Origin of the sequence: Bacillus multifaciens, assembly GCF_030756675.1 — a bacterium.
Taxonomy (GTDB): domain Bacteria; phylum Bacillota; class Bacilli; order Bacillales; family Bacillaceae_G; genus Bacillus_A; species Bacillus_A multifaciens.
In genome coordinates, this window is sequence record NZ_JAVBXD010000009.1 from 1 (window position 1) to 26,590 (window position 26,590).

The 26,590-nt window shown below is 36.0% G+C and carries 28 protein-coding genes; 18 read left to right on the forward strand and 10 right to left on the reverse strand.

Annotated elements, in window-relative coordinates; all coding sequences use genetic code 11:
- The first annotated feature begins 658 nt into the window (after window positions 1-658).
- The 3 genes from Q9306_RS08120 to Q9306_RS08130 all read left to right on the forward strand — a co-directional run bounded on the left by Q9306_RS08120 (window position 659) and on the right by Q9306_RS08130 (window position 4,404).
- A complete protein-coding gene (locus tag Q9306_RS08120) occupies window positions 659-1,537 on the forward strand; it encodes a radical SAM/SPASM domain-containing protein (protein WP_306197106.1) in 879 nt (292 codons plus the stop codon).
- 520 nt (window positions 1,538-2,057) lie between these two features.
- Entirely contained in the window at window positions 2,058-3,683 is a 1,626-nt protein-coding gene (locus tag Q9306_RS08125; RefSeq protein WP_306197108.1) for an ATP-binding protein, read from the forward strand.
- A complete protein-coding gene (locus Q9306_RS08130; protein ID WP_306197110.1) occupies window positions 3,676-4,404 on the forward strand; it encodes a response regulator in 729 nt (242 codons plus the stop codon). The genes Q9306_RS08125 and Q9306_RS08130 overlap by 8 nt, the downstream gene beginning before the upstream one ends.
- Window positions 4,405-4,468: 64 nt before the next feature.
- On the opposite strand, the gene Q9306_RS08135 is transcribed toward Q9306_RS08130, so the two are convergent.
- Together Q9306_RS08135 and Q9306_RS08140 are read right to left on the reverse strand one after the other, a co-directional pair.
- Complete coding sequence (locus Q9306_RS08135; RefSeq protein ID WP_306197112.1) at window positions 4,469-5,503, reverse strand: 2-hydroxyacid dehydrogenase; 1,035 nt, start codon at window positions 5,501-5,503, stop codon at window positions 4,469-4,471.
- Window positions 5,504-5,637: 134 nt separating this feature from the next.
- Window positions 5,638-6,696 carry an AEC family transporter gene (locus tag Q9306_RS08140; RefSeq protein ID WP_306197114.1) on the reverse strand — a complete coding sequence of 353 codons (1,059 nt, stop codon included), beginning with the start codon at window positions 6,694-6,696 and terminating at the stop codon, window positions 5,638-5,640.
- 378 nt (window positions 6,697-7,074) lie between these two features.
- On the opposite strand from Q9306_RS08140, the gene Q9306_RS08145 reads away from it, so the two are divergent.
- The 8 genes from Q9306_RS08145 to Q9306_RS08180 all read left to right on the forward strand — a co-directional run bounded on the left by Q9306_RS08145 (window position 7,075) and on the right by Q9306_RS08180 (window position 14,491).
- Complete coding sequence (locus tag Q9306_RS08145) at window positions 7,075-8,532, forward strand: DASS family sodium-coupled anion symporter (protein WP_306197115.1); 1,458 nt, start codon at window positions 7,075-7,077, stop codon at window positions 8,530-8,532.
- 175 nt (window positions 8,533-8,707) lie between these two features.
- On the forward strand, window positions 8,708-9,412 hold the full coding sequence (locus Q9306_RS08150) for a lantibiotic protection ABC transporter ATP-binding protein (protein WP_306197117.1): 705 nt from the start codon (window positions 8,708-8,710) through the stop codon (window positions 9,410-9,412).
- A gap of 3 nt (window positions 9,413-9,415) precedes the next feature.
- Window positions 9,416-10,168 (forward strand): lantibiotic immunity ABC transporter MutE/EpiE family permease subunit, encoded by a 753-nt coding sequence (locus Q9306_RS08155; protein ID WP_306197119.1) that lies wholly within the window; start codon window positions 9,416-9,418, stop codon window positions 10,166-10,168.
- On the forward strand, window positions 10,169-10,927 hold the full coding sequence (locus tag Q9306_RS08160; protein ID WP_306197121.1) for a lantibiotic immunity ABC transporter MutG family permease subunit: 759 nt from the start codon (window positions 10,169-10,171) through the stop codon (window positions 10,925-10,927).
- A 51-nt stretch (window positions 10,928-10,978) separates the two neighbouring features.
- A complete protein-coding gene (locus tag Q9306_RS08165) occupies window positions 10,979-11,641 on the forward strand; it encodes a response regulator transcription factor (RefSeq protein WP_306197123.1) in 663 nt (220 codons plus the stop codon).
- Window positions 11,629-12,990: a sensor histidine kinase gene (locus Q9306_RS08170; protein WP_306197125.1), complete on the forward strand. Its 1,362-nt coding sequence runs from the start codon at window positions 11,629-11,631 to the stop codon at window positions 12,988-12,990. Before Q9306_RS08165 ends, Q9306_RS08170 begins: the two co-directional genes overlap by 13 nt.
- 184 nt (window positions 12,991-13,174) lie before the next feature.
- A complete protein-coding gene (locus tag Q9306_RS08175) occupies window positions 13,175-14,008 on the forward strand; it encodes a GNAT family N-acetyltransferase (protein ID WP_306197127.1) in 834 nt (277 codons plus the stop codon).
- Window positions 14,009-14,050: 42 nt separating this feature from the next.
- Entirely contained in the window at window positions 14,051-14,491 is a 441-nt protein-coding gene (locus Q9306_RS08180; RefSeq protein ID WP_306197129.1) for an SMI1/KNR4 family protein, read from the forward strand.
- A gap of 74 nt (window positions 14,492-14,565) precedes the next feature.
- Here the strand turns inward: Q9306_RS08180 and Q9306_RS08185 are convergent, their stop codons facing one another.
- Window positions 14,566-14,760, reverse strand: a complete 195-nt coding sequence (locus Q9306_RS08185; RefSeq protein ID WP_306197131.1) for a DUF3955 domain-containing protein — start codon at window positions 14,758-14,760, stop codon at window positions 14,566-14,568.
- A 138-nt stretch (window positions 14,761-14,898) separates the two neighbouring features.
- Between Q9306_RS08185 and Q9306_RS08190 the strand changes: the two genes are divergently transcribed.
- On the forward strand, window positions 14,899-15,774 hold the full coding sequence (locus Q9306_RS08190; RefSeq protein WP_306197134.1) for a phosphotransferase family protein: 876 nt from the start codon (window positions 14,899-14,901) through the stop codon (window positions 15,772-15,774).
- 17 nt (window positions 15,775-15,791) lie between these two features.
- Here Q9306_RS08190 and Q9306_RS08195 read toward each other — a convergent pair whose 3' ends face one another.
- Together Q9306_RS08195 and prsA are read right to left on the reverse strand one after the other, a co-directional pair.
- Window positions 15,792-16,448 carry a formylglycine-generating enzyme family protein gene (locus tag Q9306_RS08195; protein ID WP_306197316.1) on the reverse strand — a complete coding sequence of 219 codons (657 nt, stop codon included), beginning with the start codon at window positions 16,446-16,448 and terminating at the stop codon, window positions 15,792-15,794.
- Window positions 16,449-16,644: 196 nt separating this feature from the next.
- Window positions 16,645-17,493 carry a peptidylprolyl isomerase PrsA gene (prsA, locus tag Q9306_RS08200; RefSeq protein WP_306197136.1) on the reverse strand — a complete coding sequence of 283 codons (849 nt, stop codon included), beginning with the start codon at window positions 17,491-17,493 and terminating at the stop codon, window positions 16,645-16,647.
- Between the two features lie 172 nt (window positions 17,494-17,665).
- Here prsA and Q9306_RS08205 point away from each other — a divergent pair, with 172 nt between their 5' ends.
- Entirely contained in the window at window positions 17,666-17,809 is a 144-nt protein-coding gene (locus tag Q9306_RS08205; protein ID WP_371932353.1) for a YjcZ family sporulation protein, read from the forward strand.
- A gap of 30 nt (window positions 17,810-17,839) precedes the next feature.
- On the opposite strand, the gene Q9306_RS08210 is transcribed toward Q9306_RS08205, so the two are convergent.
- Entirely contained in the window at window positions 17,840-18,061 is a 222-nt protein-coding gene (locus Q9306_RS08210; RefSeq protein ID WP_306197140.1) for a hypothetical protein, read from the reverse strand.
- A gap of 158 nt (window positions 18,062-18,219) precedes the next feature.
- Between Q9306_RS08210 and Q9306_RS08215 the strand changes: the two genes are divergently transcribed.
- The gene (locus Q9306_RS08215) at window positions 18,220-18,555 is read left to right on the forward strand and encodes a DUF1878 family protein (protein ID WP_306197142.1); all 336 of its coding nucleotides are present in this window, start codon (window positions 18,220-18,222) and stop codon (window positions 18,553-18,555) included.
- A 4-nt stretch (window positions 18,556-18,559) separates the two neighbouring features.
- Here the strand turns inward: Q9306_RS08215 and Q9306_RS08220 are convergent, their stop codons facing one another.
- Window positions 18,560-19,120, reverse strand: a complete 561-nt coding sequence (locus Q9306_RS08220; protein WP_306197145.1) for an HTH-type transcriptional regulator Hpr — start codon at window positions 19,118-19,120, stop codon at window positions 18,560-18,562.
- 299 nt (window positions 19,121-19,419) lie between these two features.
- Window positions 19,420-19,782 carry a YtxH domain-containing protein gene (locus tag Q9306_RS08225; protein ID WP_306197147.1) on the reverse strand — a complete coding sequence of 121 codons (363 nt, stop codon included), beginning with the start codon at window positions 19,780-19,782 and terminating at the stop codon, window positions 19,420-19,422.
- Between the two features lie 113 nt (window positions 19,783-19,895).
- Here Q9306_RS08225 and yhzF point away from each other — a divergent pair, with 113 nt between their 5' ends.
- Entirely contained in the window at window positions 19,896-20,087 is a 192-nt protein-coding gene (gene yhzF / locus Q9306_RS08230) for a membrane protein YhzF (RefSeq protein WP_306197149.1), read from the forward strand.
- 7 nt (window positions 20,088-20,094) lie between these two features.
- Here yhzF and Q9306_RS08235 read toward each other — a convergent pair whose 3' ends face one another.
- On the reverse strand, window positions 20,095-20,529 hold the full coding sequence (locus Q9306_RS08235; RefSeq protein WP_306197152.1) for an HIT family protein: 435 nt from the start codon (window positions 20,527-20,529) through the stop codon (window positions 20,095-20,097).
- Between the two features lie 552 nt (window positions 20,530-21,081).
- Between Q9306_RS08235 and Q9306_RS08240 the strand changes: the two genes are divergently transcribed.
- From Q9306_RS08240 to Q9306_RS08250, 3 genes are read left to right on the forward strand one after another with little or no spacing between them, the layout of a single operon-like run.
- Complete coding sequence (locus Q9306_RS08240; RefSeq protein ID WP_306197154.1) at window positions 21,082-21,828, forward strand: ABC transporter ATP-binding protein; 747 nt, start codon at window positions 21,082-21,084, stop codon at window positions 21,826-21,828.
- Entirely contained in the window at window positions 21,821-23,038 is a 1,218-nt protein-coding gene (locus tag Q9306_RS08245; protein WP_306197156.1) for an ABC transporter permease, read from the forward strand. Before Q9306_RS08240 ends, Q9306_RS08245 begins: the two co-directional genes overlap by 8 nt.
- A 16-nt stretch (window positions 23,039-23,054) precedes the next feature.
- A complete protein-coding gene (locus Q9306_RS08250) occupies window positions 23,055-23,771 on the forward strand; it encodes an EcsC family protein (RefSeq protein WP_306197158.1) in 717 nt (238 codons plus the stop codon).
- A gap of 343 nt (window positions 23,772-24,114) precedes the next feature.
- On the opposite strand, the gene Q9306_RS08255 is transcribed toward Q9306_RS08250, so the two are convergent.
- On the reverse strand, window positions 24,115-26,523 hold the full coding sequence (locus Q9306_RS08255) for a PAS domain S-box protein (protein ID WP_306197160.1): 2,409 nt from the start codon (window positions 26,521-26,523) through the stop codon (window positions 24,115-24,117).
- Between the last annotated feature and the right edge of the window lie 67 nt (window positions 26,524-26,590).

Sequence of the window (26,590 nt, forward strand, 5' to 3'; positions counted from 1 at the left end):
GTGGCTTCGCTTCTTCCTACGAGGTAAAAAACACCTCTACGTCAGAAGCTCCATCCCCCTCACATTCTGAACGAGCCACTTCCGCATTTCTTTGTTGTCTAGCTCTAGCGGCTAGAATCTCCGGTCGTTTCACCCCCTCGGACGAGGCAAAAAGCGCCTCTCCGCCCTGTGCGTGGGCGTCCTGCGATTCTGAGCGAGCCGCTTCCGCTTTTCTTAAGAAGTTAGGTGGGAGATAAACTGCCCGTAAAAGCCCGATTGGTGAGGGCTGATTAAAGTTTCACTTTATTTTAACGGTGAGGATATGATGTGGCATTGACTTAAATCAAGAGCAGGAAAAAATAGTAACAATAGTTTCCTCAAATAAGCATGTTCCCATTTATGAAAAATTATGCTGTAATAGTGATAGCACAATATTTTACTCTGTTCTATATAAATCCATTTTGATTTCTCGACATATAAATCGATGCTATGCAGAATATAACAGGACCGCTATTAGCCTGCTTCCTTTGTTTTAAAACATCGCACGTGGCAGGAAAAGGCCCTAACCGCTCCTATGCATGGCTAGACGCTCACGTCCTCCCTAAAAAGAAAGGGGGGTTTTTATGTCGGTTTTTCAATTTATATTTATATAAGTAGTCAAAGAAGTGAGGAATTGAGATTGAAAAAGTTTAAGAAGTTTTATTTAGAGGTTACAAGTGTATGTAATCTCGCATGCAGCTTTTGTCCGCCAACAGAACGGCAGAAGCAATTTCTTTCTGTGGAGGATTTTACAAAGCGATTAGATCAAATTAAACCTCACACAGACTATATTTATTTACATGTAAAAGGTGAGCCGCTGCTTCACCCTAAAATAGGTCAATTGTTAGATATCAGTCATGAAAAAGGATTTAAAGTGAACATTACAACGAACGGAACATTAATTAATAAAAAGAGAGACAAATTATTAAATAAACCTGCGCTCAGACAGATGAATTTTTCGCTTCATAGCTTTGATGGCCATGAAGGTTCGAAAGATAAGGAAGGATACGTACGAAGTATACTTTCTTTTATTAAAGAAGCAACGAGCCAATCAGATTTGATTGTTTCGCTCAGACTATGGAATTTAACGCAAGATAATAAGACGAATATTGAAATACAGCGAAACAGAGAGTTGCTAGCAATTATTGAGAAAGAATTTGATTTACCATACAAAATTGAAGAGAAGGTCACACCAGGAAGTGGCTTAAAAATTGCGGACCGCATTTATATAAACCAAGATTACGAGTTTCAGTGGCCTGCACTGCATGAAGAAGAAGACGATGGAAAGGGATTCTGTTATGGCCTTCGCAATCAAGCGGGTATTTTAGCGAACGGAACGGTTATTCCTTGTTGTTTAGATGGTGAGGGCATTATCAACCTTGGTAATATTAATAATGCCTCATTTTCAGAGATTATCGAAGGAGAACGAGCAACAAACCTAGTAGATGGATTTTCACGAAGAGAAGCAGTAGAGGAATTATGCAGAAAATGCGGATATCGGAAAAGGTTTGGGAAGTAGGTTAGTACACTTTTATAAAAGGTTTATTCTAAAATATAGAGTACACCTATAGAAATTGAGATTTATCCCGCTATTCGTGGGCAGTAAGACCCCCACCTCAAGATTCAGAGAAAGCATTGTCCAGCTCTAGCGGCTAGAATCTTCGGTCGTTTCGCCCCCTCGGACGAGGCAAAAAGCACCTCTCCGCCCTGTGCGTGGGCGTCCTGCGATTCTGAGCGAGCCGCTTCCGCTTTTCTTAAGAAGATAGGTGGGGGATAACTGCCCGTAAAAGCCCGATTGAGCGGGCTTTCCATCAGTGGGAGATGAAAAAATTCTCCACTGATGGAAGTTTCACTTTATATAAGAAAAGGACTAGGAAATAATAATCTTAGTCCTTTTTCTGTACAAACTTTTTTCAATAAGCAATTGTAGGTGATTTACTTCAGTCTGAAGTTGGTAAATATATACTTGTGACGTATTTTTGAAGAAGTAGAAGAGGATATAGAAAATTGTTAAAATAATAATAAAAAGGATTTTAGATATGATTCGAAATAAATGGTTATCTAAATTATCATTAAAAAAAATGACGACATTATTGGTGTTAATGTCAGTCATCGTTTCGTTAATAGCAAGTGCAACACTTTTACATTTTTATGTGTCGGATCGAGAGAAGGATGTTGTAAATGAAAAATTGAAAAATACTGCTAGAGTGGTTGCGAAAGATCCCCGTGTCATAAATGAAGTTGCTAATGATTCATCTAGTCCAGCGATAGAGCGGTATACGCTGGAAGTGATGGAATCGACAGGTGTTAGCTTTGTAGTTGTGCTTAATAATGAGCTAATTCGAAAATCACATCCAGATAAAAGCGTTATAGGAAAACCTTTTTCAGATATTGAGGATGCCAAAAAATCATTAAATGGATCTGAGCATTTTTCCAAGCAAGTTGGTGTGTTAGGAGAGGGCACACGTTTCTTTACTCCGATTTGGAATGAAAAAGGTCAGCAAGTTGGAATTGTTTGTGTAGGTTTTGTACAGAAAACAATAAATAAAGAAATATGGAATGCACAGAAAAATCTTTATTTGGGGTTAGGATTTGGCCTTTTTGTAGGAATATTGGGTGCATTGTATTTAGCGGAGCAATTAAAGAAAATATTATTAGGACTCGAACCTATGCAGATTGTGGCGAATATAAAGGAGCGCGATACGATTATCGATTCTGTAGGTGAAGGAATCATTGCGGTGACTCCAAATCGAAAAATCCTTTTACAAAATTTAAATTTTACAGAACTCATAAAGAAGGCTAAGTTTACCGGGGACAATATGAAGGAAGGGTACCTTGATAAAGATATCTTTTCAACGTTTTTTGGAGAAGTATTTACAACAGGAAAGTCAATTTCCGATCATGTAATTGTCGTGAATCAGTTTGAATTCATCGTTAATATTCAGGTTATCTATATAGAGAAAAAAATTTATGGAGCGGTTGCAACGTTACGTGATCAATCAGAAATGCAGCAGCTTATTCGGGAACTTAGTGGGACAGAACAATATATTGACGCCTTGCGTGCGCAAAATCATAAATTTATGAATCAATTGCATACGATTTTAGGATTGATTGAATTGGAAAAATATCAGGATGTCAATCACTTTATTCGTGTGTTAAATGCTGATTATCACCGCGAGATTGGGTTTGTAGCTGATAAAATTAAAAGTCCAGCAGTTGCAGGTTTCTTACTCGGAAAAACGAGTGAGTTAAAGGAGCAAGGTGTAACGTTAATAATAGATGAGGATTCTTATTTTCCAAGTATGAAAATTTGTGAGATGCTTCATGATTTACTATTATCAATGGGGATTTTACTAGATAATGCCAAGGAGGCTATGACGTTAACATTGATAAAACAAGCGACGATCTTTCTGCACTATGATGAGGAGGAAGAAGTAATTCTAATTGAAGTGAAGGATACAGGAGTAGGCATGAATGAAGCATTAATGGAACGGATTTTTGAGAGAGGGTTTTCAACAAAAGGCGGGGCTAGAGGCTATGGATTGGATGCTGTTCAATCAATTGTCAAACAATATAATGGGCTTGTTGATGTACAATCAGAAGTAGGGAACGGAAGTATTTTTCGAATTGAAGTACCTTATAAACGGAGGAACATAGATGATTAAAGTTATCATAGTTGAGGATGACCCTATGGTTGCAATGATCAATCGGCAATTTATTGAGCGGTTTGAAGGTTTTCGAATTATCGCTTCTGTCGGCAATATTGGTGAACTATGGAGTGTAATTAATAAGAATGTACCTGATTTAATCTTACTTGATGTTTATTTGCCAGGAGAAACGGGGATTGATTTTTTACAAATGGTACGTCAAAAGCAGCTTTCTATACCAATTATTATGATTACAGCAGCTCATGATATACCTACCATTAAGAAATCACTAGAGTGTGGGGTAATTGATTTCTTAATTAAACCTTTCTCATATGAAAGGTTTGAACTGGCAATAGAAAATTTTCTCCAATATCATTCACTAACTACTAAGTTAGAAGAAACTGATCAAGATACGTTAGATCAATTATTAATAAAAGAGAGAGTCCCTTCTCTTGCAAATCCTGCTTGTAAGGAATTGCGTTCAAAAATTCCTAAAGGATTATCCAAAATCACATTAAAAAAAATTCTTCATGTGCTAGTGGAACAAGAGGGGTATTTTTCAACAGAGGATATTGCGAAAGAAGTTGATTTATCACGGATTTCAACAAAGAAGTATTTGCTGTTTTTAAATGAGATCGGTTATTTAAGTGAAGAATTAAAGTATTTAGCAGTTGGACGACCAATTATGGTATTTCATGTTGTCCCTGAGAAAGAGCATTTGATCATGTCTTTTAAATAAATAATTAGGTCAAAAAAAGAGTCAAACTTGGTACAGTTTGACTCTTTTTTATGGCATATAGCAATCAGTTTATAGAAGCAAGTTCTCGTTTTTTCGGTAAAGGAACAGCATTGGCTGTGTGCTCTTTTGTAATGATGTCATGTAGGTTTTCGAAGCTTGTTTCAATCATATTCGTAAGTGCTTCATCTGTATTAGATCCCATATGAGGTGTCACGAGAACACGAGGGTATAGTTCTAGTAGTGCTTGAACGGTTGGATCTAATTTTTTTGTTGTTTTATCAAATTTTTGAAAGAATATTTTTTCTTCATTCTCAAAGACATCTGTTGCAAATCCTTCTAGTTTATGAGATTGCAGGGCATTAAGAATAGCTTCGTTATCTTGCAGTTCACCCCGAGCGGTGTTAATGAGAATGGCTCCATCTTTCATTTTTGAAATGAATTCAGCATCGATCATTTTATCATTTGTTCCTGGGATATAAGGGACGTGTATACTTACGATATCACTTTCTTTTAATAAATCGTCCAATTCCATAAAGGTAACTGTTTGTTTCGCTGCATCACTTTGGAATACATCATATCCAAGCACTTCAGCGCCGAGCCCTTTAAAAAGTTTTGCTTCCGTTAATCCAATTTTACCAGTACCAATAATACCGACTTTACAGTTTCTAATTTCTTTACTGAACATCGTCCGATCTACAGTGAAGTCTTGATTCGCTGTTTTTGTTGTTGTATAAGTCGTATGTCTTAATAATGACATGGCAAGTGTTAAAGATAGTTCTGCAATGGCATTTGGAGAGTAGGAAGGAACCCTTGCCACGTGCATGTCGTAATCTGCTGCTGCTTGCAAATCAATATGATTAAAGCCAACGGTACGTGTGAATAAATATTTTACACCGTATTCTTTTAGTTTTTTAATATTTTGTAAATCTGCTACGCAATTTCCTCTTAATAAAACAGCATCCATTCCTCGAGCAGTTTCAATATTGTCGTGTCTAAGTAAATCTTCAATTAAGCATAGATCGAAATGATACTTATTTAATTGCTGAAAAAACGGTACTTCATTTTCTCTAACTCCGTAACAAGCTACTTTTAATGTCATAGTTCATCTCTCCATTGTCATTATAGTTTTTTATCCCGCTATTTGTGGGAGTTTTACTGCCCGTAAAAGCCCGATTGGTGAGGGCTAATAATCAGTGGGGGATGAAGAAAACCCCTACTGATTAAAGTTTCACTTTATCCAAATATTCCTGTCCCACTTATTAAATTAATGACGATAATCCACACAGGAATCATCACAACCGCAAAGATTGTAGAAAGTAAAGATGCATTAGAAGCAAGCAGCGCATCTTTATCAAAACTAATTGCATAGGCAGCTGCTACAGTAGCAGTTGGTGTCGCCATCATAATGACAACAACTCCCACAGAAATAGCGCTCATCGAAAGAATTCCTGTTAGTGAAAGAATTGCGAGAAATACAATATTGATAATAGGAACTAATACAATTTTGTTTATGCTGTAGATGAAAGATGTACGATCTGTAATCGCTGTTTTGAAGTTTACAGCACCGAGTGTTGCTCCAATCGAAAGCCAAGCAAGTGGTGAAGCCAGTCCTGATAAATAAGTCATCGGTTTATACAACCAAACGGCAGTCCGATCGATTCGTAAAAATGCAACATTTGATACTTTTCCATTAGCAGCTGTAACGGCCACTTGAGGTAAATATTCTTGGAACATCCAAATGAATAATCCGAGAAAGGTCGCGATGACAATAGGATTAACAAACATTTCTTTTATATTTTTTGCTTCCATTTTCAGTCCACTCATCTTGATATAACCATACGAGTATAGAAAAATTCGGTAACCAATATTAAAAATGGAGGCGTATAGGACACCTTTAGGTCCATATATAGCACCTACAATAGGAATACCAAAGAAAGTTGTTGAACCGAAAATTGTTAAAACACGCAATGTATCTTGCTTGTCACCTTTAAATTTTAGATACATAGGCTTAGAGACAAAAATTAAAATAATGTAAATAAGTAATCCCCAAATTAAAATGTTCATTCCTTCAGCTAAAGATTCTTGATTAATATCCATCATAAAAGATGTGAAGGCCAGAGCAGGTAAAGCAACGGATAATACGACTTTTGATAGCATCTTTCCAACCTGATCATTAAAAATTCCTTTTTTGCGACAATAGAAACCTAGCAAAATAATGAAGATTGTTGAAGTAATGGCACTGACAATATTCATATTAGTGACGGTCTTCTGAATAATTTGAAATACATTCATGGATTTTTCCTCCAAATTAATTGATTTGTGAACAAATTCACAAACATGGATAAAATTTTAGCCGGCTATTTCTTACAAGCTCATCATAAGGTTATTTGATTCTTTTAAAAATAATTTGAAATTAACATAAATTATGTAATTAAAGTAAGTGAAATACTGAGCAAAGTTCGCGTGGTTTTACAGTAATAGAAAATATCGTAATACCTTTCGAAAGTTTCAAATCACTTTCGTTAATTACATAATATATAATTGTGAGAATATTTCGTTTACATTTAAGGCAGAAATAGATATGAACGCTATTTCATAATGATTTGAAAGCGTTTTCGATGATTTCGTTTGTTTTACGATAGATTGTAATAACAAAAGGAGGGGAATAAATTGGAAAAGAAAAAATTGATATTCATTTGCCTCGCATTTGCAGTATTTTTTATGATCGTTTTGCTTCCGACTCCTGATAGTCTTCCAGTTGCAGGACAAAGGGCACTTGCGATATTAGCTTTAGCAGTTATTCTTTGGGTGACTGAAGCGGTAACGTATCCAGTAAGTGCAGCGATTATTGCTTCATTAATTACGATTTTTATAGGACTTGCACCAACGATTGAAAACCCATCGGTAACTTATACGAGTCAAGGTGCATTAAAATTAGCGCTTAGTGGATTTAGCTCTTCGGCTGTTGGACTTGTAGCCGGAGCACTATTCATCGCTGCCGCTATGGAAATAACAGGTTTGCATAAACGTCTTGCTTTATTCATTATGTCAAAAGTAGGAACAAAAACGAGTAGTTTAGTGTTTGGAACGATTTTAGTCAGTATTATTCTCGCTTTATTCGTACCAAGTGCAACAGCACGTGCAGGTACAATCATTCCGATTCTAATGGGAATTGTAGCAGCTTTCGGTTTGCCGAAAACAAGTAGATTATCGGCTTTACTTATGGTAACGGCTGTTCAATCCATTTCTATTTGGAACATTGGGATTAAAACGGCGGCTGCGCAAAACATGGTTGCTTTAGGGTTTATGGAACAATCATTTGGTTCTAATATTACGTGGGGACAATGGTTGTTATACGCTGGGCCTTGGGCTGTTATCATGTCAGTTTTATTATTCTTTGTTATGAATAAGCTCATCAAACCTGAGATAGGAGAATTACAAGGTGGAAGAGAGATTATTGGTGCTCAATTAAAGGAATTAGGTGAAATTTCATCAAAAGAATGGCGATTAATTATTATTTCACTTGTGTTGTTGATCTTATGGGCAACGGAAGGAACTGTTCATCCATTTGATTCTACTACGGTTACCATTGCTGCTGTTGCAGTTATGTTGTCCCCTGGCATTGGAATCTTTTCGTGGAAAGAAGTTGAAAGTAAAATTCCGTGGGGAACAATTCTCGTATTCGCAATCGGAATTTCGCTCGGAACACTGTTATTGCAAACGAAAGGTGCATCATGGTTGTCTGAAAAAACATTAGAAGCCTTTGGATTAACTAGTATGCCGTTGGTTTTCATTATTATGGTGCTAACTTTATTTAACATATTGATCCATTTAGGTTTTGCAAGTGCAACAAGCTTATCTTCAGCTTTCATTCCAATTGTTATTGCACTTGTGATGTCAATGGAGCCAACGTCCTTTCATGGACCAGGGCTTGTATTAATTCAACAATTTGCTGTTAGCTTTGGATTTTTACTACCAGTAAGCGCACCACAAAATATGCTTGCGTATGGAACAGGTGCATTTACAACAAAAGACCTTTTGAAATCTGGTATTCCGATTACTCTCGTAGGTTATATCTTAATTGTCATTTTCAGCTTAACATACTGGCAATGGGTAGGTTTACTTTAAAAGGGATGATCTCTGTATTGTGAACTACCCCCCGAATCTTGGACACGATTCGGGGGTTTTTGTGTGCCTTTACATATAACTCCTCGTTTCAGTCGCTATATTTTTTATATTCCTTATAGAATCCTTATAATTGTCATTTATTCTAGACTCATCAAAGACAAGGAGGAAGTTTAGAATGAGTGAGATGATTTTAGAAACCAAGAACCTTTGCAAAACATTTCAAAAACAAAGGGTAGTACAAGATATTTCACTTTCTGTACCGAAACATTCAATCTATGGATTGTTAGGTGCGAATGGGGCAGGAAAGTCGACTACTTTGAAAATGATAACGGGCATGCTTACACCTACTTCTGGTGAAATTTATTTTGATGGTCATACATGGACACGGCGTGATTTACATTCTATCGGTGCTTTAATTGAGTCCCCTCCGCTTTATGAAAATTTAACAGCAAGAGAAAATTTGCTCGTTCGCACGACTGCTTTAGGGTTGCCAAAGTCAAGAATTGATGAAGTATTGCGTGTTGTAGAGCTAGAGAATACAGGTAAGAAAAGGGCAGGGAAATTTTCGATGGGAATGAAGCAGCGATTAGGAATTGCCATTGCATTACTTAATCATCCGAAGCTTTTAATATTAGATGAACCAATGAATGGACTGGATCCTTTTGGGATACAAGAATTAAGAGAATTGATTCTTTCTTTCCCTAGCAAAGGAATTACTGTTATTTTATCCAGTCACATTTTAAGCGAAGTAAGCCAGGTTGCAAATCATGTTGGGATTATAGCTAACGGTGTATTGGGATATCAGGGGAAATTGAATAAGAACGATGACTTGGAAAACTTATTTGTACAAGTGGCGAGAAAATATAAAAGGGAGGCATAAAAAATGATTCCGTATGTTGTATCTGAAAAAATCAAAATCAAACATACTTTTTTGAATAAACTTATCTGGCTTGCTCCATTAACTCCAATGCTGCTTACTTTTGTATTAATGAGGAGTTATTTTCAATCAGCTAGCTATAACTGGTGGTATGTTGGTATTCTTCCAGGGATGCTTTCTTTAAGTTGTGTACTTCTTGTCGAGAAGGATAAAAAAATGAATAATCGGGCTATTTTATCGTTACCCATTTCCTTAAAACGAGTATGGCTTTCTAAAATATTACTCGTTTTAGGAATTTTGATCTGTTCTTGCATGATTATTTTTTGTGGAATACAGTTATCTAGCTTACTAGTAAATAAAGAGGATTTCCTAATAATTCCTGCAACGAATGCATTATTAGGAAGCATTGTTTTGATTATTACTGTTATGTGGCAAATTCCTGTATGTTTATTTTTAGGTAACAAAATAGGTATATTTCCAACGGTTCTATTAAATATAGGAGCAAATGCAGTCTTTGGGGTTGCATTTGCACCAGATAATAATTGGATAATTAACCCATATACGTACCCGAGCAGACTCATGATTCCTATTTTAAAAATACTACCGAATGGTTTGCCTGCAAAACCAGGAAATATAACGTTCACACCAGAACTCCTTTCCTATCATGTTATACTGCCCGGCGTGGTCATTTCGATAGTGTTGTTCCTTTTCTTCACTTATGTGACGGCAAAATGGTTTGAAAAGCAGGAGGCAAAATAAATGGGAGTTTTACCAAGGGTATTAAAAGCTGATTTTCTAAAGATGAAGGGTACCATTTTTTTCTGGATACATATGGCGATGCCAATCATCGGGATTGTTCTTTTTTTAAGTTATTATTCTTTTTCTAAAGTTGATTCTATTAGTAAGGTTCCAGTCTATATTCAAGCATTATCCATGGCTTTTCCTTTGCTAATTAGTGTTGTATGTTCTTTTGTTGTGGAACAGGAATCGTTGGCAGGGAACTTTACAGAACTTTTATCAACAGAATACGGAAAGCGGAAAGCATTTATTAGTAAAGTATGTTTGCTGTTAATATGCGGATTTTGTTCTACTATATTAGCGGTCTTTGGATTTGCGGCAGGGTTTCATTTTCTGTTAGGGCAGAATGAACTACCACTGTCTTTCTATTTTGAGATATCTTTCGTCCTTTTTGGCTGTCAGATTTTTATGTATCTATTCCATCTGTTTTTGAACTTTCGCTTTAGTAAAGGTGCTTCCATTGGAGTTGGCATTATGGAAAGCTTGCTGGCAGCTTTAATGCTTACCGGGATGGGAGAAGTTATTTGGAAATACATTCCGTGTGCGTGGGGAATGAGATTGAGTAATAGTTTTTTTATATACAAATTGAATCCAGATTTGTTTCATGCTTTACCAGTAGATACTCAAATGGGAGTAGTTATGTGTATTTGCTCAACGATTATTGTACTTGTTATGTCTCTTATCTGGTTTTCCTTTTATGAAGGGCGTAAAGAAATGTAAACATATTTTGTGAAAACAGCATTATAATGGAAGTTGGAGGAGGGGATCTGTATGGCAAAAATATTAGCAATTGATGATGAAGAAGGTATTCTTTATATTATAAAAAGTGCTTTAGAAAAAGAAGGACATGAGGTAACTGCCGTTCGTGATCCTCTTACGATTTCAAAGAACAAATTTTCTCATTATGATTTAATTCTATTAGATGTCATGATGCCGGAAATAGATGGATTTACACTCTGTCAAGAAATCCGAAACTTGGTGGATAGTCCCATTGTGTTTCTAACTGCGAAAACAATGGAAAAGGATTTGATCACAGGGCTTAGTCTTGGCGGAGATGATTATATTACAAAGCCTTTTGGAATTGGTGAACTGCGTGCAAGAGTGTCAGCACATGTAAGACGTGAACATAGGGAAAAGCAAAATGCATTTTCTCTGTCAGGTCTTACATTTCATCTATCGTGTAAAGAAATAAAGTATGACGATACAGTTATTCCATTTACGAAAAGTGAGTACGGAATTTGTGAGTATTTAGCTTTGAATCACGGTCAAGTCTTTTCAAGAGAAAAAATCTATGAAAATGTTTTTGGATATGATGGCGACAGTGACAATCAAGTCATTGTGGAACATATTAAAAATATTCGCTATAAATTATCTAAGTATGGTATGAATCCAATCGAAACAGTGTGGGGAATCGGATATAAATGGAAAAGGTGAAAAAACAAATCAATCTTCGCAAAATTTTTATACGGTATATTTTCGCATTTTCAATAGGGACGATTGCTTTAGTTGCTATTCATATGAGCTTGTTCAGTATTGGCGTTAACACAGGAGTGATTCTTCCCGCGAATTATTATGAGAAACAAATTGAATCGCAAAGAGACGCCATAGTAAAAGCAGAACAAGGCGATGATCGGATTTTAAAACAATATAAATATGTTGTGTATGACTTTTCAGGAAACATCATTCAAGGGAATATTCATAAAAATGATGCGAAGAAAATATGGGATAGCGTACAGAACAACGAAATAGGCGGAGGAGGATACTACTATGCAGTTATGAAGCGGAATAAAGATATTTGTGTCGTTTTATATACATTGCATACGAATTATAAAAATCCTGTTTTGCAGAAGTATTTACCAATCCCGGACATTTCTTTGATTATCTCTTTTATCCTATTATTTGTCGCAGAAGTGTTATTTCTAGCTCGTTCTTTTGGGAAATCATTGTCAAAGGAAATGCTACTTTTGAAAAAAGTAACTGATAAAATTCAAAAAGAAGATTTAGATTTTCAAGTAGAGAAGTCTAGAATAATAGAAGTGAATGAAATATTGGATTCTTTAGTAAAAATGAAAGATGAACTGAACGATTCCTTGCGTAAACAGTGGGAGATGGAAACGAATAGAAGAGAACAGATTGCTGCTTTAGCGCATGATGTCAAAACGCCATTAACGATACTGAGAGGGAATGCCGAGCTGTTAAATGAATTCGTGCTAGATTCGGATCAAAAGAAATGTAATGAGCATATTTTGAAAAGTGTTGCTGAAATGGAAATGTACATGCAATCTTTGCTCGACATTACGAAAAGTGAGGAAGGGACTTCACTTCAATTTAAGCAAATAGAGCTTCAAAACTTTATTGATCATCTTATAGAAGAAAGTGCAATTTGTGCTTTGGACAAGCAGTTAAATCTAATGAAAGAAGTTAAGGACATACCGAAATGTATTCATGGTGATGGAGCTGCTTTGAAAAGAGCGATTATGAATGTGATGATGAATGCCATTGAATATTCCCCGGTATGTGGTGACTTGTTGTTCACAGTTGAAACCGTTCATGATAAGGTTCAATTTATTATCGAGGATGCAGGAAGAGGATTTACAAAAGAAGAAATGAATGCAGCTACAGAGCAATTTTATAGGGGCGATAAAAGTAGACATTCAAAACATCATCATGGAATCGGACTATATATTGCGAAAAACTTTGCAAAGCAGCATGGTGGAAATATTTACTTAAGTCATTCAGAAAAGCTAGGCGGAGCAAAAGTTATTTTGGAAGTAGCGGTGTAGTGAAGAAATTGCACAAAAAACGCATCAGACGTTGATTTGATGCGTTTTTTCTTATAATCCTGTGTTAAGGATTGGTGTAGTGTTACAGGTACATTTTTATGTCTTTTGTAGGAATTTAAACTATTTCAGAGAATATCTCCATGTTAGGAAGTAAGACGAAATTTCAATTTGAGGAGAATTTCATATGATAAGGGAATGTGAGTTTGAAGATTTAGAGCAACTTGTAAAAATAAGTAGTGTGGGAGTAATCGATGTTGATTTGAATAACATGATGACTATTTTTAAGGAAACGAAACATTTTTTAGTGTGGGATGAATTAGGAGTAAAAGGCTTCGCTTTTGTGATCATAAGAAATGAAGAGAAAAGAGAGTGGGATATTCAGGTTTACGTTGATCCAAGAGAAAGAAGAAAAGGAATCGGTACGTTACTTCATCAAGAAATTCATAAGATTGTAGAAACCGAAAACCCAAGTGTTTTCGTTACAGAAGTAAGAGTAGATGTAGAAAATCCAGCTTCTTTTTACGAAAGGTTAGGGTATAAAAAATGGTTTGGGTCACCAAGTATGTGTTATACAGGAGGGGTTCAACCAGATGTAGATCTTGAATTCATTCCTTATGAAGATAAGTTTTACGAACAATATGCCGAGTGCAGAGCGGCATGTTTTTATGAAATTGCCGTGAAAAATGATTTTAAACCATATGTAATCCCGCTAAGTGAACAAGATAAACAGGCGTTATCGAACAAGCCGATATATATTACATTACATAATGAACAACTTGTAGGAGCAATTACTATTGAAGATGGATACTTAGATCATATTATGGTTTCACCAGCATATCAGGGAAAGGGATATGGCAAAAAAATTACGCAATTTGGGATAAATAGAGCATTAAGCAATGGGGATACTTCTATTCAACTTTGTTATATAGAAGGGAATAGTAAGGCAGAGAATCTGTATAAATCGTTAGGGTTTGAAATTGTTCGAATTATGCATGTGTATAGGAAATTTATGGAGTAAAGATTCGCGGATACCAAATAGAAATTCCGAGAGGGATTTTGAATGAAATGGATAAACTTCATTGAGAGCTTCACGGTAGATTGTAAGTTTTATCCACCAGCACGAGAGGAAGCAATAGTCCGAATGGAAGAAATGTTTCAAGTGCAATTTCCAAATGAATTGAAAGATTTTCTTCGTGAAACGGATGGGGTGACATACACTGCGTATGATCTCTCTTTAGTTTGGAGTGCGAAGCTAATTCAAAGAGAAAATTTGTATATGCGCCGGCAAGAAGGCGTTCAAGAGTTTCATATGCCTTTTGCTTCTATGTTGTTTGTTGCTGATGCAGGGAATGGCGATCTTTTTGGCTATTGCGTGCAAAATGGAGTGATTAAAAACGATGACATTTATGTTTGGAATCATGAAGATAACAGTACAACATGGGTGGCGCATTCTCTACAATCATTTATAGATGGGTGGTATAACGGGAGAATTTCTATATAGTAAAATAAGCAATCTGATATCAATGGATAGTTAAAAGATAAAAAAGAGCTTTACCAAAGCTCTTTTTTCGTCTATTACTTAACTGTCTTCATTTTACTTACAACAAGACCAATGATACCGATAGCGATTAACGAATAACCCATTGGTAATAAGTAAAATGGTTCTACAAGCTTACCATCCGGAGCGACTGTAGATCCGGCAGTATTAAAGCCAACGATGCATCCGATTCCTAAAATAAATGGTAGTAAAGTTAAAATATATTTTTTCATATTAAACCTCCATGTGTAGGGATATTTTTTATAAAATAACTGCTTTATAGTTGTAATTATAGTACTGTCATGTAGCTAGTACTATTCATATAGGTGACAAAAAGCTTACAGATTTGTAAGAGGGGAGGAGAATGTTAAATGAATAAGTTACAACAAGTAATCGGAAAATTTAACTTGAATGTATTAGCAATTGAGGATGTTCCGCAGTCTTTTAGTTCGGCAGTTTATAAAATTAAGTTGATGGATCATCGCATAGTTTATATAAAAATTCCTTATTCGAAAGCAAAGCTTGAACGTGAGTATACGGTGCTTGAACGATTACGCGAGGAGTTATCTGTACCACAAGTGTTAGATTATTGGGAAGGTAATGAGGATGTTACTGGCGCACTGTTGTTATCTTCAATTAACGGTGTGCCGGCTACAGGGAGGGTGGATGCAGCCTTAGCCTATGATATTGGCGTGCAACATGCTAAGCTGCATGCGATTATTCCAAGTGAACAGGATTTTAGCAGTGCTGTTTCAAATGTGTATAATCAATGGTCTGAGTTTATTCACGGGCAATTTTATTCTTTCGCAGAAGATGTAAAGGAAGTAATGGAACCGCGTTTATTTGAACAATCATTGCAACATTTTGATCGTCAACTTAAATTACTTCCATCTCCAGACGGACCTTGTTTTATACATATGGATTTTCGGCCAGGGAATATTTTAGTTTATGAAAACCAAGTGGCCGGCATCATTGATTTTGAAAGTGTCCGTATCGGCGCGACCGAAATGGATTTTACAAAAATCAATCGTGATATTTTCATGAAATATCCTGGAACAATGGAGGCTTATCAGCGAGGCTATGAATCCATTCGGTCGCTTATTAATTTGCAAGAAGTTTTGCCGTTTTATCGTTTTACCGATGCGTTTAATTCGATCGGTTGGTGTAAACGAAGAGGCGTTGAAAAGAATCAAGCTTTTTTACAGGAGAATTTAGCGTATTTAAACGCTTTTTTTGTAAACGTATGATAGGTGAAGATGGATTATCAAACTGTATTGTCACGGTGAATAGACCGGGCAAGACGAAACCCAAGGTCATCGATACGAAAGGTTGGATGGCTGCGACGACGACACGAAGCTCCGCAACCTCTGGCTTCTTCAGCCCAGCTGCCTCCTCGAAAAATTCGGTAGGAGCCGTATACTTGTTCATCATATAAATCCCAGCACCACTCCCAAACGTTTCCTAACATATCATATAGACCCCATGCATTCGGTTCTTTTTTTCCTGCTTCGTGGAGTATGCCGCCTGAATTTTCATCATACCAGGCAATCCTATCAAGCTCTCCGTACCTATAACCAGTAGTTCCTGCTTTACATGCATATTGCCACTCTGCTTCTGAAGGAAGGCGGTAGCCGTCTGCTTCCCAATCACAAATCACGTTTTTACCATCGTGACTTATAGAATAACACTCTTTCAGTCCAGCTTTCTGCGAAAGGAGATTACAAAAGGAAATGGCATCGTGCCAAGAAATGTTTACAGCCGGTTTTGGATCTCCGGTAAAAGAAGGTTGATTTATAATTGCATAGTATAGATCCATAGTTACAGGATAACGGGCAAGAAGAAATGGTTTGATTTCAACTTTCCATGTGCGTTTTATTCTATCGTCTCTTAATTGTACTTCGCCCCCTGGAATTTTTACCATTGGATGGTCAATGGAATGTATGATTTCATTGGACACTTTATCCGCCTCCTAATGAATAGTGTTTTACAAATTTTACCTTGTTCCGAAGCGTGAAAGCAATATAAAAAAATGCATAATTGTAAGAGAACAAGGTTGTATAGGGGCAAAGGTTCATCATATATAAAACAAAAAAGCCCGGCGATTGCCGAGCTTTTCATTATTTCTTCGATTCTTTTTCAGCTTTTGGAGTTTCGAAAATATCTTTTAAGTCTTTATCTTCGATCTTCACATCTGCTTTTTTGATTTCTTTTGTAACAAGATCGTTCATAAATTGAGCATCTTTCATTTTCTTGTCAACAAGATCATTTTTAATGCTATCTTTTTCTTGGTCGAATGGTTTTAATTCTTTAATATCAGTTACTTTAATGATGTGGTAACCGAATTGTGTTTTTACAGGATTACTGATTTCGTCTTTTTTCAGTTTATATGCAGCATCTTCAAATTCTTTTACCATGCTACCTGGTTTGAAGTATCCTAAGTCGCCGCCTTTATCTTTTGAACCTGGATCTTGAGAGTATTGTTTTGCTAAGTCTTCAAAAGACTTACCTTGTGCTAGTTCGTCTTTTACTTTTTTCGCAGTTTCTTCATCTTTTACAAGAATGTGGCTTGCTTTAATTTCAGGTTTGTAATTGTCTTTTACTTCTTTATCTGTGATGCTTTTTTTCACAGCCTCTTTCATTGCAAGCTCGCCGCGAACACTTTCTTTTAGTTGTTTTTCAGTCACGCCGCTTTGTTTTAATACACTAGCAAATTGATCGCCGTATTGCTTTTTGTATTCGTCAAAGCGTTTATTAACGGTATCATCTTTTACTGGGTAGTTTTTAATGAATACTTTTTCCATTACAAGGTTACGTAAGACGTTTTTACCGCCTTGTTGTTTCATTGCATTATAGAACTCGTCTTTTGTAACATCCCCAGCTTTTGATGTTACAACTTTGTCAGAAGTGCCACATGCTGATAATGTGAATACACTTGTTACAGCTAGGGCAAGTATTGCTTTCTTCATGAAATAAACACTCCTACTATTATGTATTTTTGAATCCCGTATAAACGGGCAGTACGCCCCCATTAATGGAAGTTTCACTTTATAGTATAAGCAATATGTACAAAATTTAATATAACATATTTCGATGTGTTTTCCTATTGATAAAGAAAAATTACCCATATGTTGGTGAGGATTGTCAGATTCGGTCATGTCACCATTTTGGGCTTACACGCATACAAAGAGAAATGAGGAGGTTGAATATATAATGAATCAACAATTAATTTTGTGGCTTGTGTTATTTATTTTATTAGTAATAGTAGGTATAATTTGTTTATAGAGGAAAAAAGTGAGGAAGGGGTTTCCTTCCTCACTTTGCATGAAATATAATCTCTATATAACTAGAAATTAATAGAATGGTAATACATACGTTGATGAACCGAAAGACACTCGTTTGACGTCGATCAGACATTTCTTTTTGTTGACACAGTGTGTGTGTCATAAGGTTTGTATAAGTTAGAACGATAATTGCAAAAGCAATAAATGAAATTATAATTGTCACGAGGAGCGTCCTCCTTTGGCGAAAATACATATATTTCTATTGTATCATACGATAATTTGTTCGTGTTATAAAATTCTGAAATAGAGAAATTTAGAATATATACATACAAAAAAGACATCCCCCTTTTAAGGTGGGCGAGAACGGATCGCTTATAGGCAAGCGATCTATAGAGAAAGAGAGGGAAGAAAATGGACGTTGTGAAACGCTTAGAACAAGCAGAATATTATGTATCGCTTCTTTTTAATATGATAGATGAAGAAAAGTGTCCATTTTATTCTTTAATTATAAAGAAGAAAGTGATGAAACGTGACGTAGAACGTTTGTTAGTTCTTTGTGAACAAATGAATGAGCAATACATAAAGGAAAAGCAGGAAGGTTTGCTTTTATTTGATGAGCTGTTACATAAATTTGAAAGAGCGCTTCCGCAAAGCCTCAAAGGAAAAGAGACGGCAGAAGCGCTCGAACGTCAAGGTCTATTTCAACCATTGATGCAAGAATTTTTACGTATGATGGCGAAAAGATAATAAATTAGCATTTTTTAACAAGCTTTTCATCATGTTCGATAAAACTCTCCTCGATATTATCCAGTGATTTCTCGAAAATGTCGATAAAGTCTTGCCCATAAACATTTCGTAAGATGGCAATTAATTCGATGTTTTCTGGGAATTTACCGTAGAAATTGCGAAGCGCTAATGCACCATTAAAGACAGAATTACTTTCAGGGTCATATTCCTCCATTAATTGCAACAGCAATTCTTCTCCCTTTTCTGTAATCTCAATATACGTGTTTCGTTTGTCATCTTCTTTCTTTGAAAATATAAGTAGACCGCGTTCCTCTAGTTTTTTAGAGAAGTTAAAAGCTGTGGATACGTGCATGACACCGAACTTCGCAATTTCTGAGATAGAAGCCCCTTTTAAGTGATACGCAATCCATAAAATATGATGTTCATTAATATTTAAATCATATGGTTTAATCCACTGTTGCCAATCTTTTTCTACACACTTCCATAACGCTTTTGATAATTGAGCCATGCGTTGGCTGAAAATCATCGCTTCTTTTATCGAATAATTTTTTTCACCGTTTTTCATTGATTCACCCACTTTATACAATTCTTATTCATTACTATCTATTATGCCAGTAAAATAAAAATTAATAAAGTCTTTTTGTTAGAATTGTGAAAATTTTTCGTTAAAATGACAAAACTATACAAAATTCGAGTAGTTATAAAAGTGTTTGCTTGTCGGACAGGACAAAGATTGACGGAATTTTATTCTGATTTGGACGTAGAGAGGAGAGGGGAATCATTGTATAAAAAATACGGCACATGTATGTCATGTGCCGTATAAGAGACGGTAAGAATCAAAACGATTTGTTATAGTACGAAAAATTAGGCTTTGTTAGGAACTGCTTGTTGTAACTTTTCAATTGACTTTTGAATGTTTTCAATTTCTAGTTCAATGTGACGCTTGTTTTGAGAGATATCCTGTCTCCATGTCGAGATTGTTTCGTGCATATCATCTTTTAACTCTTGGATGACTTCTTTACCTTCAGAAGCTGTTTCAACGATTTGTCGTCTTAATAATTTTGTATCGGCTGTAATATCAGCCAATGTTTTCTTTAGATCGTTTCCTTTTTCCTTTAATTTACCTCGCATATCTCTTCCAGATGAAGGAGTAGAGAAGAGTACAGCAAGTCCAGCAACAGCTCCGCCGCAAATGACGCCAGTTAGAAAGGATTTAGATTTTGACATAAAAAGGGCCTCCTTAATTTGTGAAACTTGTCATCACCGTTGAAAGTTTCACAGCATTGTTATACTCATGATGTGTAAAACTGTGCATATGCATAAGACAAGGGGGGAGAAAAGTGAAATGGATTACTAACATTTGTTTTATTGTCAGTCTTTTCTTTCTTGTACGAGCAATGCAATTATTTTTTATTTTAAAACAGAAAAGATCGTACCCGCCAATCCTTTTAGTAAAGCAGCAAGTTGCTAGGTTTGCGTTCATTGGCGGGGTGTGCATGGTATGTGCAATCTTATTGTACATACTGTTCTAACAAAAGGTTACTTTACGCTAGTTGCAATTGTGTTTGCAATGTTTTGTAATTCTTCCATTGTGTAATCACCTTGGTGAGACTTCCATACAGCACCGAAACCGTCTTTTTCGTCGTAGCGTGGAATTAAATGAAGATGGAAGTGAAAGACAGTTTGTCCTGCTTTTTCGCCGTTATTATTTAATAAGTTGAAACCAACTGGATTATATTCAGCTTTCATTGCATTTGAAATTTTTGGAACAACAGAGAAAATGTGCGCAGCAATTTCTGGTGTTAATGCGAATACGTCTTGTTTATGTACTTTTGGAATTACGAGTGTATGCCCTTTTGTAACTTGGCTAATATCAAGAAAAGCAAGTACATGTTCATCTTCATATACTTTTGCGCAAGGAATTTGTCCCTCAATAATTTTACAAAAAATACAATTATCTGCAGTATGATTCATATTCCTCATCCTTTCAGTAGTCTTAGCCGTATTTTACCATAATTACATAATAGAAAAAACACGAAAAGCAGGAAGCCGGTAAGCTTCCTGCCTTCTGAAGAAGGTTTGAAAAAGCGTTTTCGTTTAATCTACCTTTAGGAGACACCTCATTTATTTAGGAAATGCGCGGTAACTCGACATATATTCTGCCGTCGACACCCCATTTTCATTAAAATGATGTTGCAATCCTTCGGAAATGAATTGTTTATTTTATAAAACAGTATCTACTCTCCGCGAGACACCCCGTTTCTAAAATGAAACAAATTATATGGCTCCGTGTAAATTACCTTTGTCCATTATAGACACCCCATTTCATGATGAGTTCGCTAGGCTGTGTTCATCACTTTTATGGCTGCTTTTTCAATGTGTTCCTTCCTCACTAATTATGATGTCCGCTTTTTTAGGATATATGCAAAGGAAATTTTTTCTTTTAATGTTAGGTCTGTACTATGTAGGAGCTTTATTTTTTTGGTAAGATGATTACATATACATAAATGAAGAAAGTGGTGTCATATGGAACAATTATTACGCGTGGAAAATGTCACAGGCGGATATACGAAGCGGCCTGTATTACAAAATATTTCATTCTCTGTTAAGAAAGGAGAACTTGTCGGTTTAATCGGTTTAAACGGTGCGGGAAAAAGTACAACAATTAAGCATATTATCGGATTAATGGAGCCGAAACAAGGTCATATCACGATTAACGGTAAGACATTAAAAGATGATATGACAGCATACCGCTCTAGTTTCTCGTTTATTCCAGAAACACCTGTGCTCTATGAGGAGCTAACGTTAGAAGAGCATTTAAAGCTAACGGCAATGGCGTATGGCATTGACGAGAAAGAGTATGATACGCGCGTAGACAAGCTGTTAAAAGAATTTCGCATGAAAAATCGTTTGAAGTGGTTCCCATCTCATTTTTCAAAAGGGATGAAACAAAAAGTAATGATTATGAGTGCGTTTTTAGTGGAGCCTTCTTTATATATTGTCGATGAGCCGTTTGTTGGGCTAGACCCACTAGCAATTCAATCATTGCTGCAAATGATGGATCAAATGAAAAAGAGCGGTGCAGGCATTTTAATGAGTACACATATTTTAGCAACAGCAGAGCGTTATTGTGATTCCTTTATTATTTTGCATCAAGGTGAAATCCGGGCACAGGGCACTCTAAAGCAGCTGCAAAGTGAGTTTAAAATGCCAGAGGCAACACTTGATGATATTTACATTGCACTAACGAAGGAAGAAGATGCTGATGAATAGTAAAGGGCTATGGAAAGAAAGGTTTCGTCATTTTTTAAAGGAAACGCGTACATACGGTAAATATGTATTTAATGATCATTTGAAATTTATTTTTGTATTTATCATTGGTACCGGCGCATATTATTACCAGCAATGGCTGCAAACATTAACGCCTGCATTTCCGGCGGCATTTGTGATGGCGGTGCTGTTAGGACTTGTCTTAACGGCAGGGTCGATTCAAACGTTACTAAAAGAAGCGGATCTCGTATATTTACTTCCAGTAGAAGAAAAATTAAAAGCATATTTCGGAAAAGCATTTCAATTTACGTTTATCGTCCAGTTGTATATTGTGGCAATGGTAAGTGCGGCGCTTGCTCCGCTCTATTTTCAGCAGACGAAACAATCAGGGGAAACATATATCATAATAATCCTGGCGATTGTGCTAAGTAAAGGATGGAATTTATTTGTAACATGGGAAAAGTCTTATATGACGGATCACCGTATTCATCTTACGGACTGGCTTGTTCGTTTTGTACTTAACTTTTTCTTTGTGTATTTTCTTGTCGAGCGTGCTTCTGCGTTGTATATGGGAGCAATCGTCTTTGCGATGATCATTTATCTTGTATTTTTGCACCAGAAAGTAAAAGGAAAACCGCTAAACTGGGAATATTTAATTGCTGAAGAAGGAAAGAAAATGATGCTGCTATACCGCATTGCCAATATGTTTGTTGATGTACCGGCATTAAAAGAACGGGTGGCTCGTCGCAAATGGCTTGATTTTATTCTTCAACTTGTATCAGACAAACGCCCATATTTATTCTTATACTTGCGCACGTTTTTACGCTCAGGAAATTACTTTGGGTTGTATGTCCGCTTACTGACAATTGGCGGTTTGATTTTATACTTTGCGCCGTTTCTCTATGTTCGTCTTCTAGTCGGCGCCGTATTTTTATATTTAATCGGCTATCAGATGTTAAGTTTATGGAAGCATCATCGTCTGAAATTATGGCCCCAGCTATATCCAATCCCAGAAGAAGCAAAAATGAAAGATTTTCTGACGTTATTATGTACGTTGCTTTGTGTGGGCGGTGTCATTTTCGCTGTACTCTTTGCGTTTGCAACGAAGGATATCATGATGACAGGACTTGTTTTTCTTTTGAATATGTTATTTAGTGCCTTGTTTGTTTATCAATACGGGGCGAAGCGTTTAAAAAAATTAGACCGTATATAGGGAAAGGGAGAAAAGAATGACTGAATATGAACAAAAGGTCATCTTAGAATTACAGCAGTGGAAAAGAAAAATTATCAAAAATTCTTCTGTAATGACACGTTTCTCTAAAACAGTTCAAACGAAAATGCAGCAGCTCATTCCAGATAAGGTGCAAAATATCCTTACAGAAACAATTAAAACGATGGTTCAAGGCATTAGTATTGGTTCGAATTTCATCAAACCAAGGCTAAAGGAAACCGATTGGTCACTGCAAAGAAGAGATGAAGAAGTATTAAAGAAGATAGATGAGTATAAAAAGGTTGCAGCTGCAGAAGGAGCAGGGACAGGAGCGGGAGGGTTTTTACTTGGACTTGCTGACTTCCCGCTGCTGCTCAGCATTAAAATTAAATTTTTATTTGATGCGGCAACATTGTACGGCTATGATACGAGTAAACAAGAAGAGCGGTTATTTATTCTTCACGTATTTCAACTTGCGTTCTCCAGCGATAATCACCGGAAAGAAATATGGAAGGCGATTGAGACTTGGGATACAAATAAAGAAAATCATATCGACTGGGAAAAGTTCCAGCAAGAATACCGCGATTATATTGACCTAGCAAAAATGCTGCAGCTTGTCCCTGTCATTGGTGCACCGGTGGGGGCATATGCAAACTATCAACTGCTGCAGCGGCTTGGTGAAGTAACGATGAATTGCTATCGGCTGCGGTTATTGCAGCGGGAAGGTATGATGTGATAAAGGACTAATGTTAGCTCCTTTTCGTGTACTTGATAAGTCGAACCTTGTCGAGGGATCTTTATATCGTGTCGAAGCGCCGATATATTTTAAAAAGCGGTCGATATATTGTGAAAATCGCTGATATATTGAAAATATCGCCGATATATCAGTGAACATATAAGAAGGAGCTGATTCAAATGACATCTACATCACTTTTGAGTCAGCTCCGCTTTTCTTTATAAGTTGCGACCGCTCCTATGCGCGGCCAGACGCTCTCGCCCTCCCCTAAAAAAAAGGGGGGTTATGTCGGTTTTTCAATTTGTATTTATATATATTTTAACGTGCAACAACTTTTGTTTTCTCATTTACTAATAGGAAGAGTAACATCAATCGTTGTCCCTTTATTCACTTCACTTTCAATCGATATCTTGCCTTGATGCATTTCAATAATTTTATAACAAATCATTAATCCTAAGCCGACTCCTTCTTCTTTAAGGCTATAAAAAGGTTCTCCAAGGTATGGTATGCGTTCTTGTGGGATCCCGCATCCTTGATCCATAAATCGAATATTGATTTGATTATGATCAGCTCGGTCAATTTGAATGGCAATTTCTCCGCCCGTTGGCATCGATTCAATAGCGTTTTTTAAGATATTAATGAATACTTGTTTTAATTGATTCCCTTCACAATGGATCATTGGAATATTAGACATAATTTCTGCCCTAATTTGTATATTATTCATGAGTGCTTGGGGCTCTAGTAGCATGAAAACTTGATTCATTAACGTACTTATATCATTAGGTTGAATTTTCATTGCCTGCGGTTTGGCGATTGCCATAAATTCATTCGTAATGCTTTCAATGCGATTAATTTCTGATGAGACTATATTTATGTAGTGGTGATTTTTTTCATTTTCCATTGTTTTTAATAATTGCATAAATCCTTTCATTGCCGTTAAAGGATTTTTAATTTCATGAGCGATTGCTGCAGATAATTGACCTACAACAGCAAGTTTTTCAGATTTTCTTAATAATTCTTCCGTCTTGATTCGTTCGGTAATATCTCGAGAAATACTTAAGAAAACTTCTTTTCCATTCAACTTGAATACACGAATACTAAATTCAGTCGTTATTTTCTTTCCTGTAGGAAAAACATAATCATCTTGCAAAGTAAAAGAATTTTCCCCTTTTTTAATTTTTTCTATTAGTCTTTTTATAAGGGGAGAATCCGTAAAAACAAGATCAGAAAATGGCGTACTAAGAATTTCATCTCTACTTAAATTAAACCTTTCGCATCCAATCGCGTTTACTTCAACGAATTGAGTGGGAGTTCGATTTTTATCTAACTCTACCACGTATACGGCATCTGCTGCCTGTTCAAATAGGACACGATATTTCAATTCACTTTCTTGCAATTGTTGATATAATTGCTGTCGTTCTTTTTCGGCTTGTTTTCTTTCAGAAATGTCCCTACATATTGCAGAGATAGCCATTATATTTCCTCTTACATCTAGAACAGGTGAAATCGTCGCACTTACATCAATTAAATCACCATTTTTTCGTTGTCTAACGGTCTCTAATCGAGTCATTGCAGATTTTCCAGACAGAATATTTTGAACGATTTCTGTCGATTCATCCAGTAAGAAATCGGGTACACAAGGAAGTTTTTTGCCGATCGCTTCTTGCATTGACCAACCAAATATCGTTTCATAAGCTTTATTTGCTTGTAAAATATGACCTTCTCGATCAACGATAATAATGGCATCTATGTTGTTATCTACAAATGACTCCAGTAATTCTTTAGTCGTCTTTAATTCATCTGCCACTTTTTTTCTCTCTGTAATATCAATGGCAGAACCGACAACCTCAATTACTTTCCCATTTCGCTTAATGGGCCGAAGTGCGATTAGCGCAATGGTTTCATTATCTGGCCAAGGAATTTCAAAGATCACTTCATTCCCTTCCCATGCCTGTACATAATACTTCAGTAATTGAGGAACGAGATGAGGAGGGATAATGGAAGGATCGATAGTACGTAAACTTTTTCCTACCACTTGTTCAGAATAAAACCCAGTTTGATAATAAAATTGACCATCACACATTGTATGTATAAAGTGCGTATCTACTTTAATAAATTTAAAGATTCCTCCTTGCAGTTCATGAACAGTATCTTTCAGCTCTTGCTTCGATCTTTTTAATTTTTGATTCGTTCTACATAACTCTTCTGTTAAGGAATATAATTTTTGATAGGCTTCCATCAGAAAAAGTCCGCTTAAAAGACCGATACTCATAAATATTAAGCTTTGCATGTAAAAAATATTAGAGATTACAGTCGGAATGAAGAATCCTCCTATCAATCGAATCATAGCCACATAACAAATCAAATAAAGAAAACTAGCTTTAAATGGATGTAAGTTTTTGAAATATGTTTTAAAAATAGTAAATATAATGCCTACTCCTAATAAAGTAACGATATATGGTCCACAATATCCATCCATATAAATAACACGCATGATAAAAATACCAAGTAACGTAATCCAACCGGCAGTACGACCAAAGTAAATAAACGATAAAATAAGAGGAACAGCCCGAAGGTCATAGTAAAACCCCATGTATTTAAAAGAAAAGGCCATCAAAATAACAGCAATAATTGCCCCGTATATTTTTTCAATGAACTGACTGGATTTCAGTACAAACACTTGGATGAATATAGTTGAACTAACTAGGAAAACAAAAATAAAAAGGTTAATGAAAAAGTCTTTGATAAACATATAGTGCTCCCCCTTATATGAAACAAATTCGACAAAAAAGGAGAAAATCCTACAAATACTTTTATAG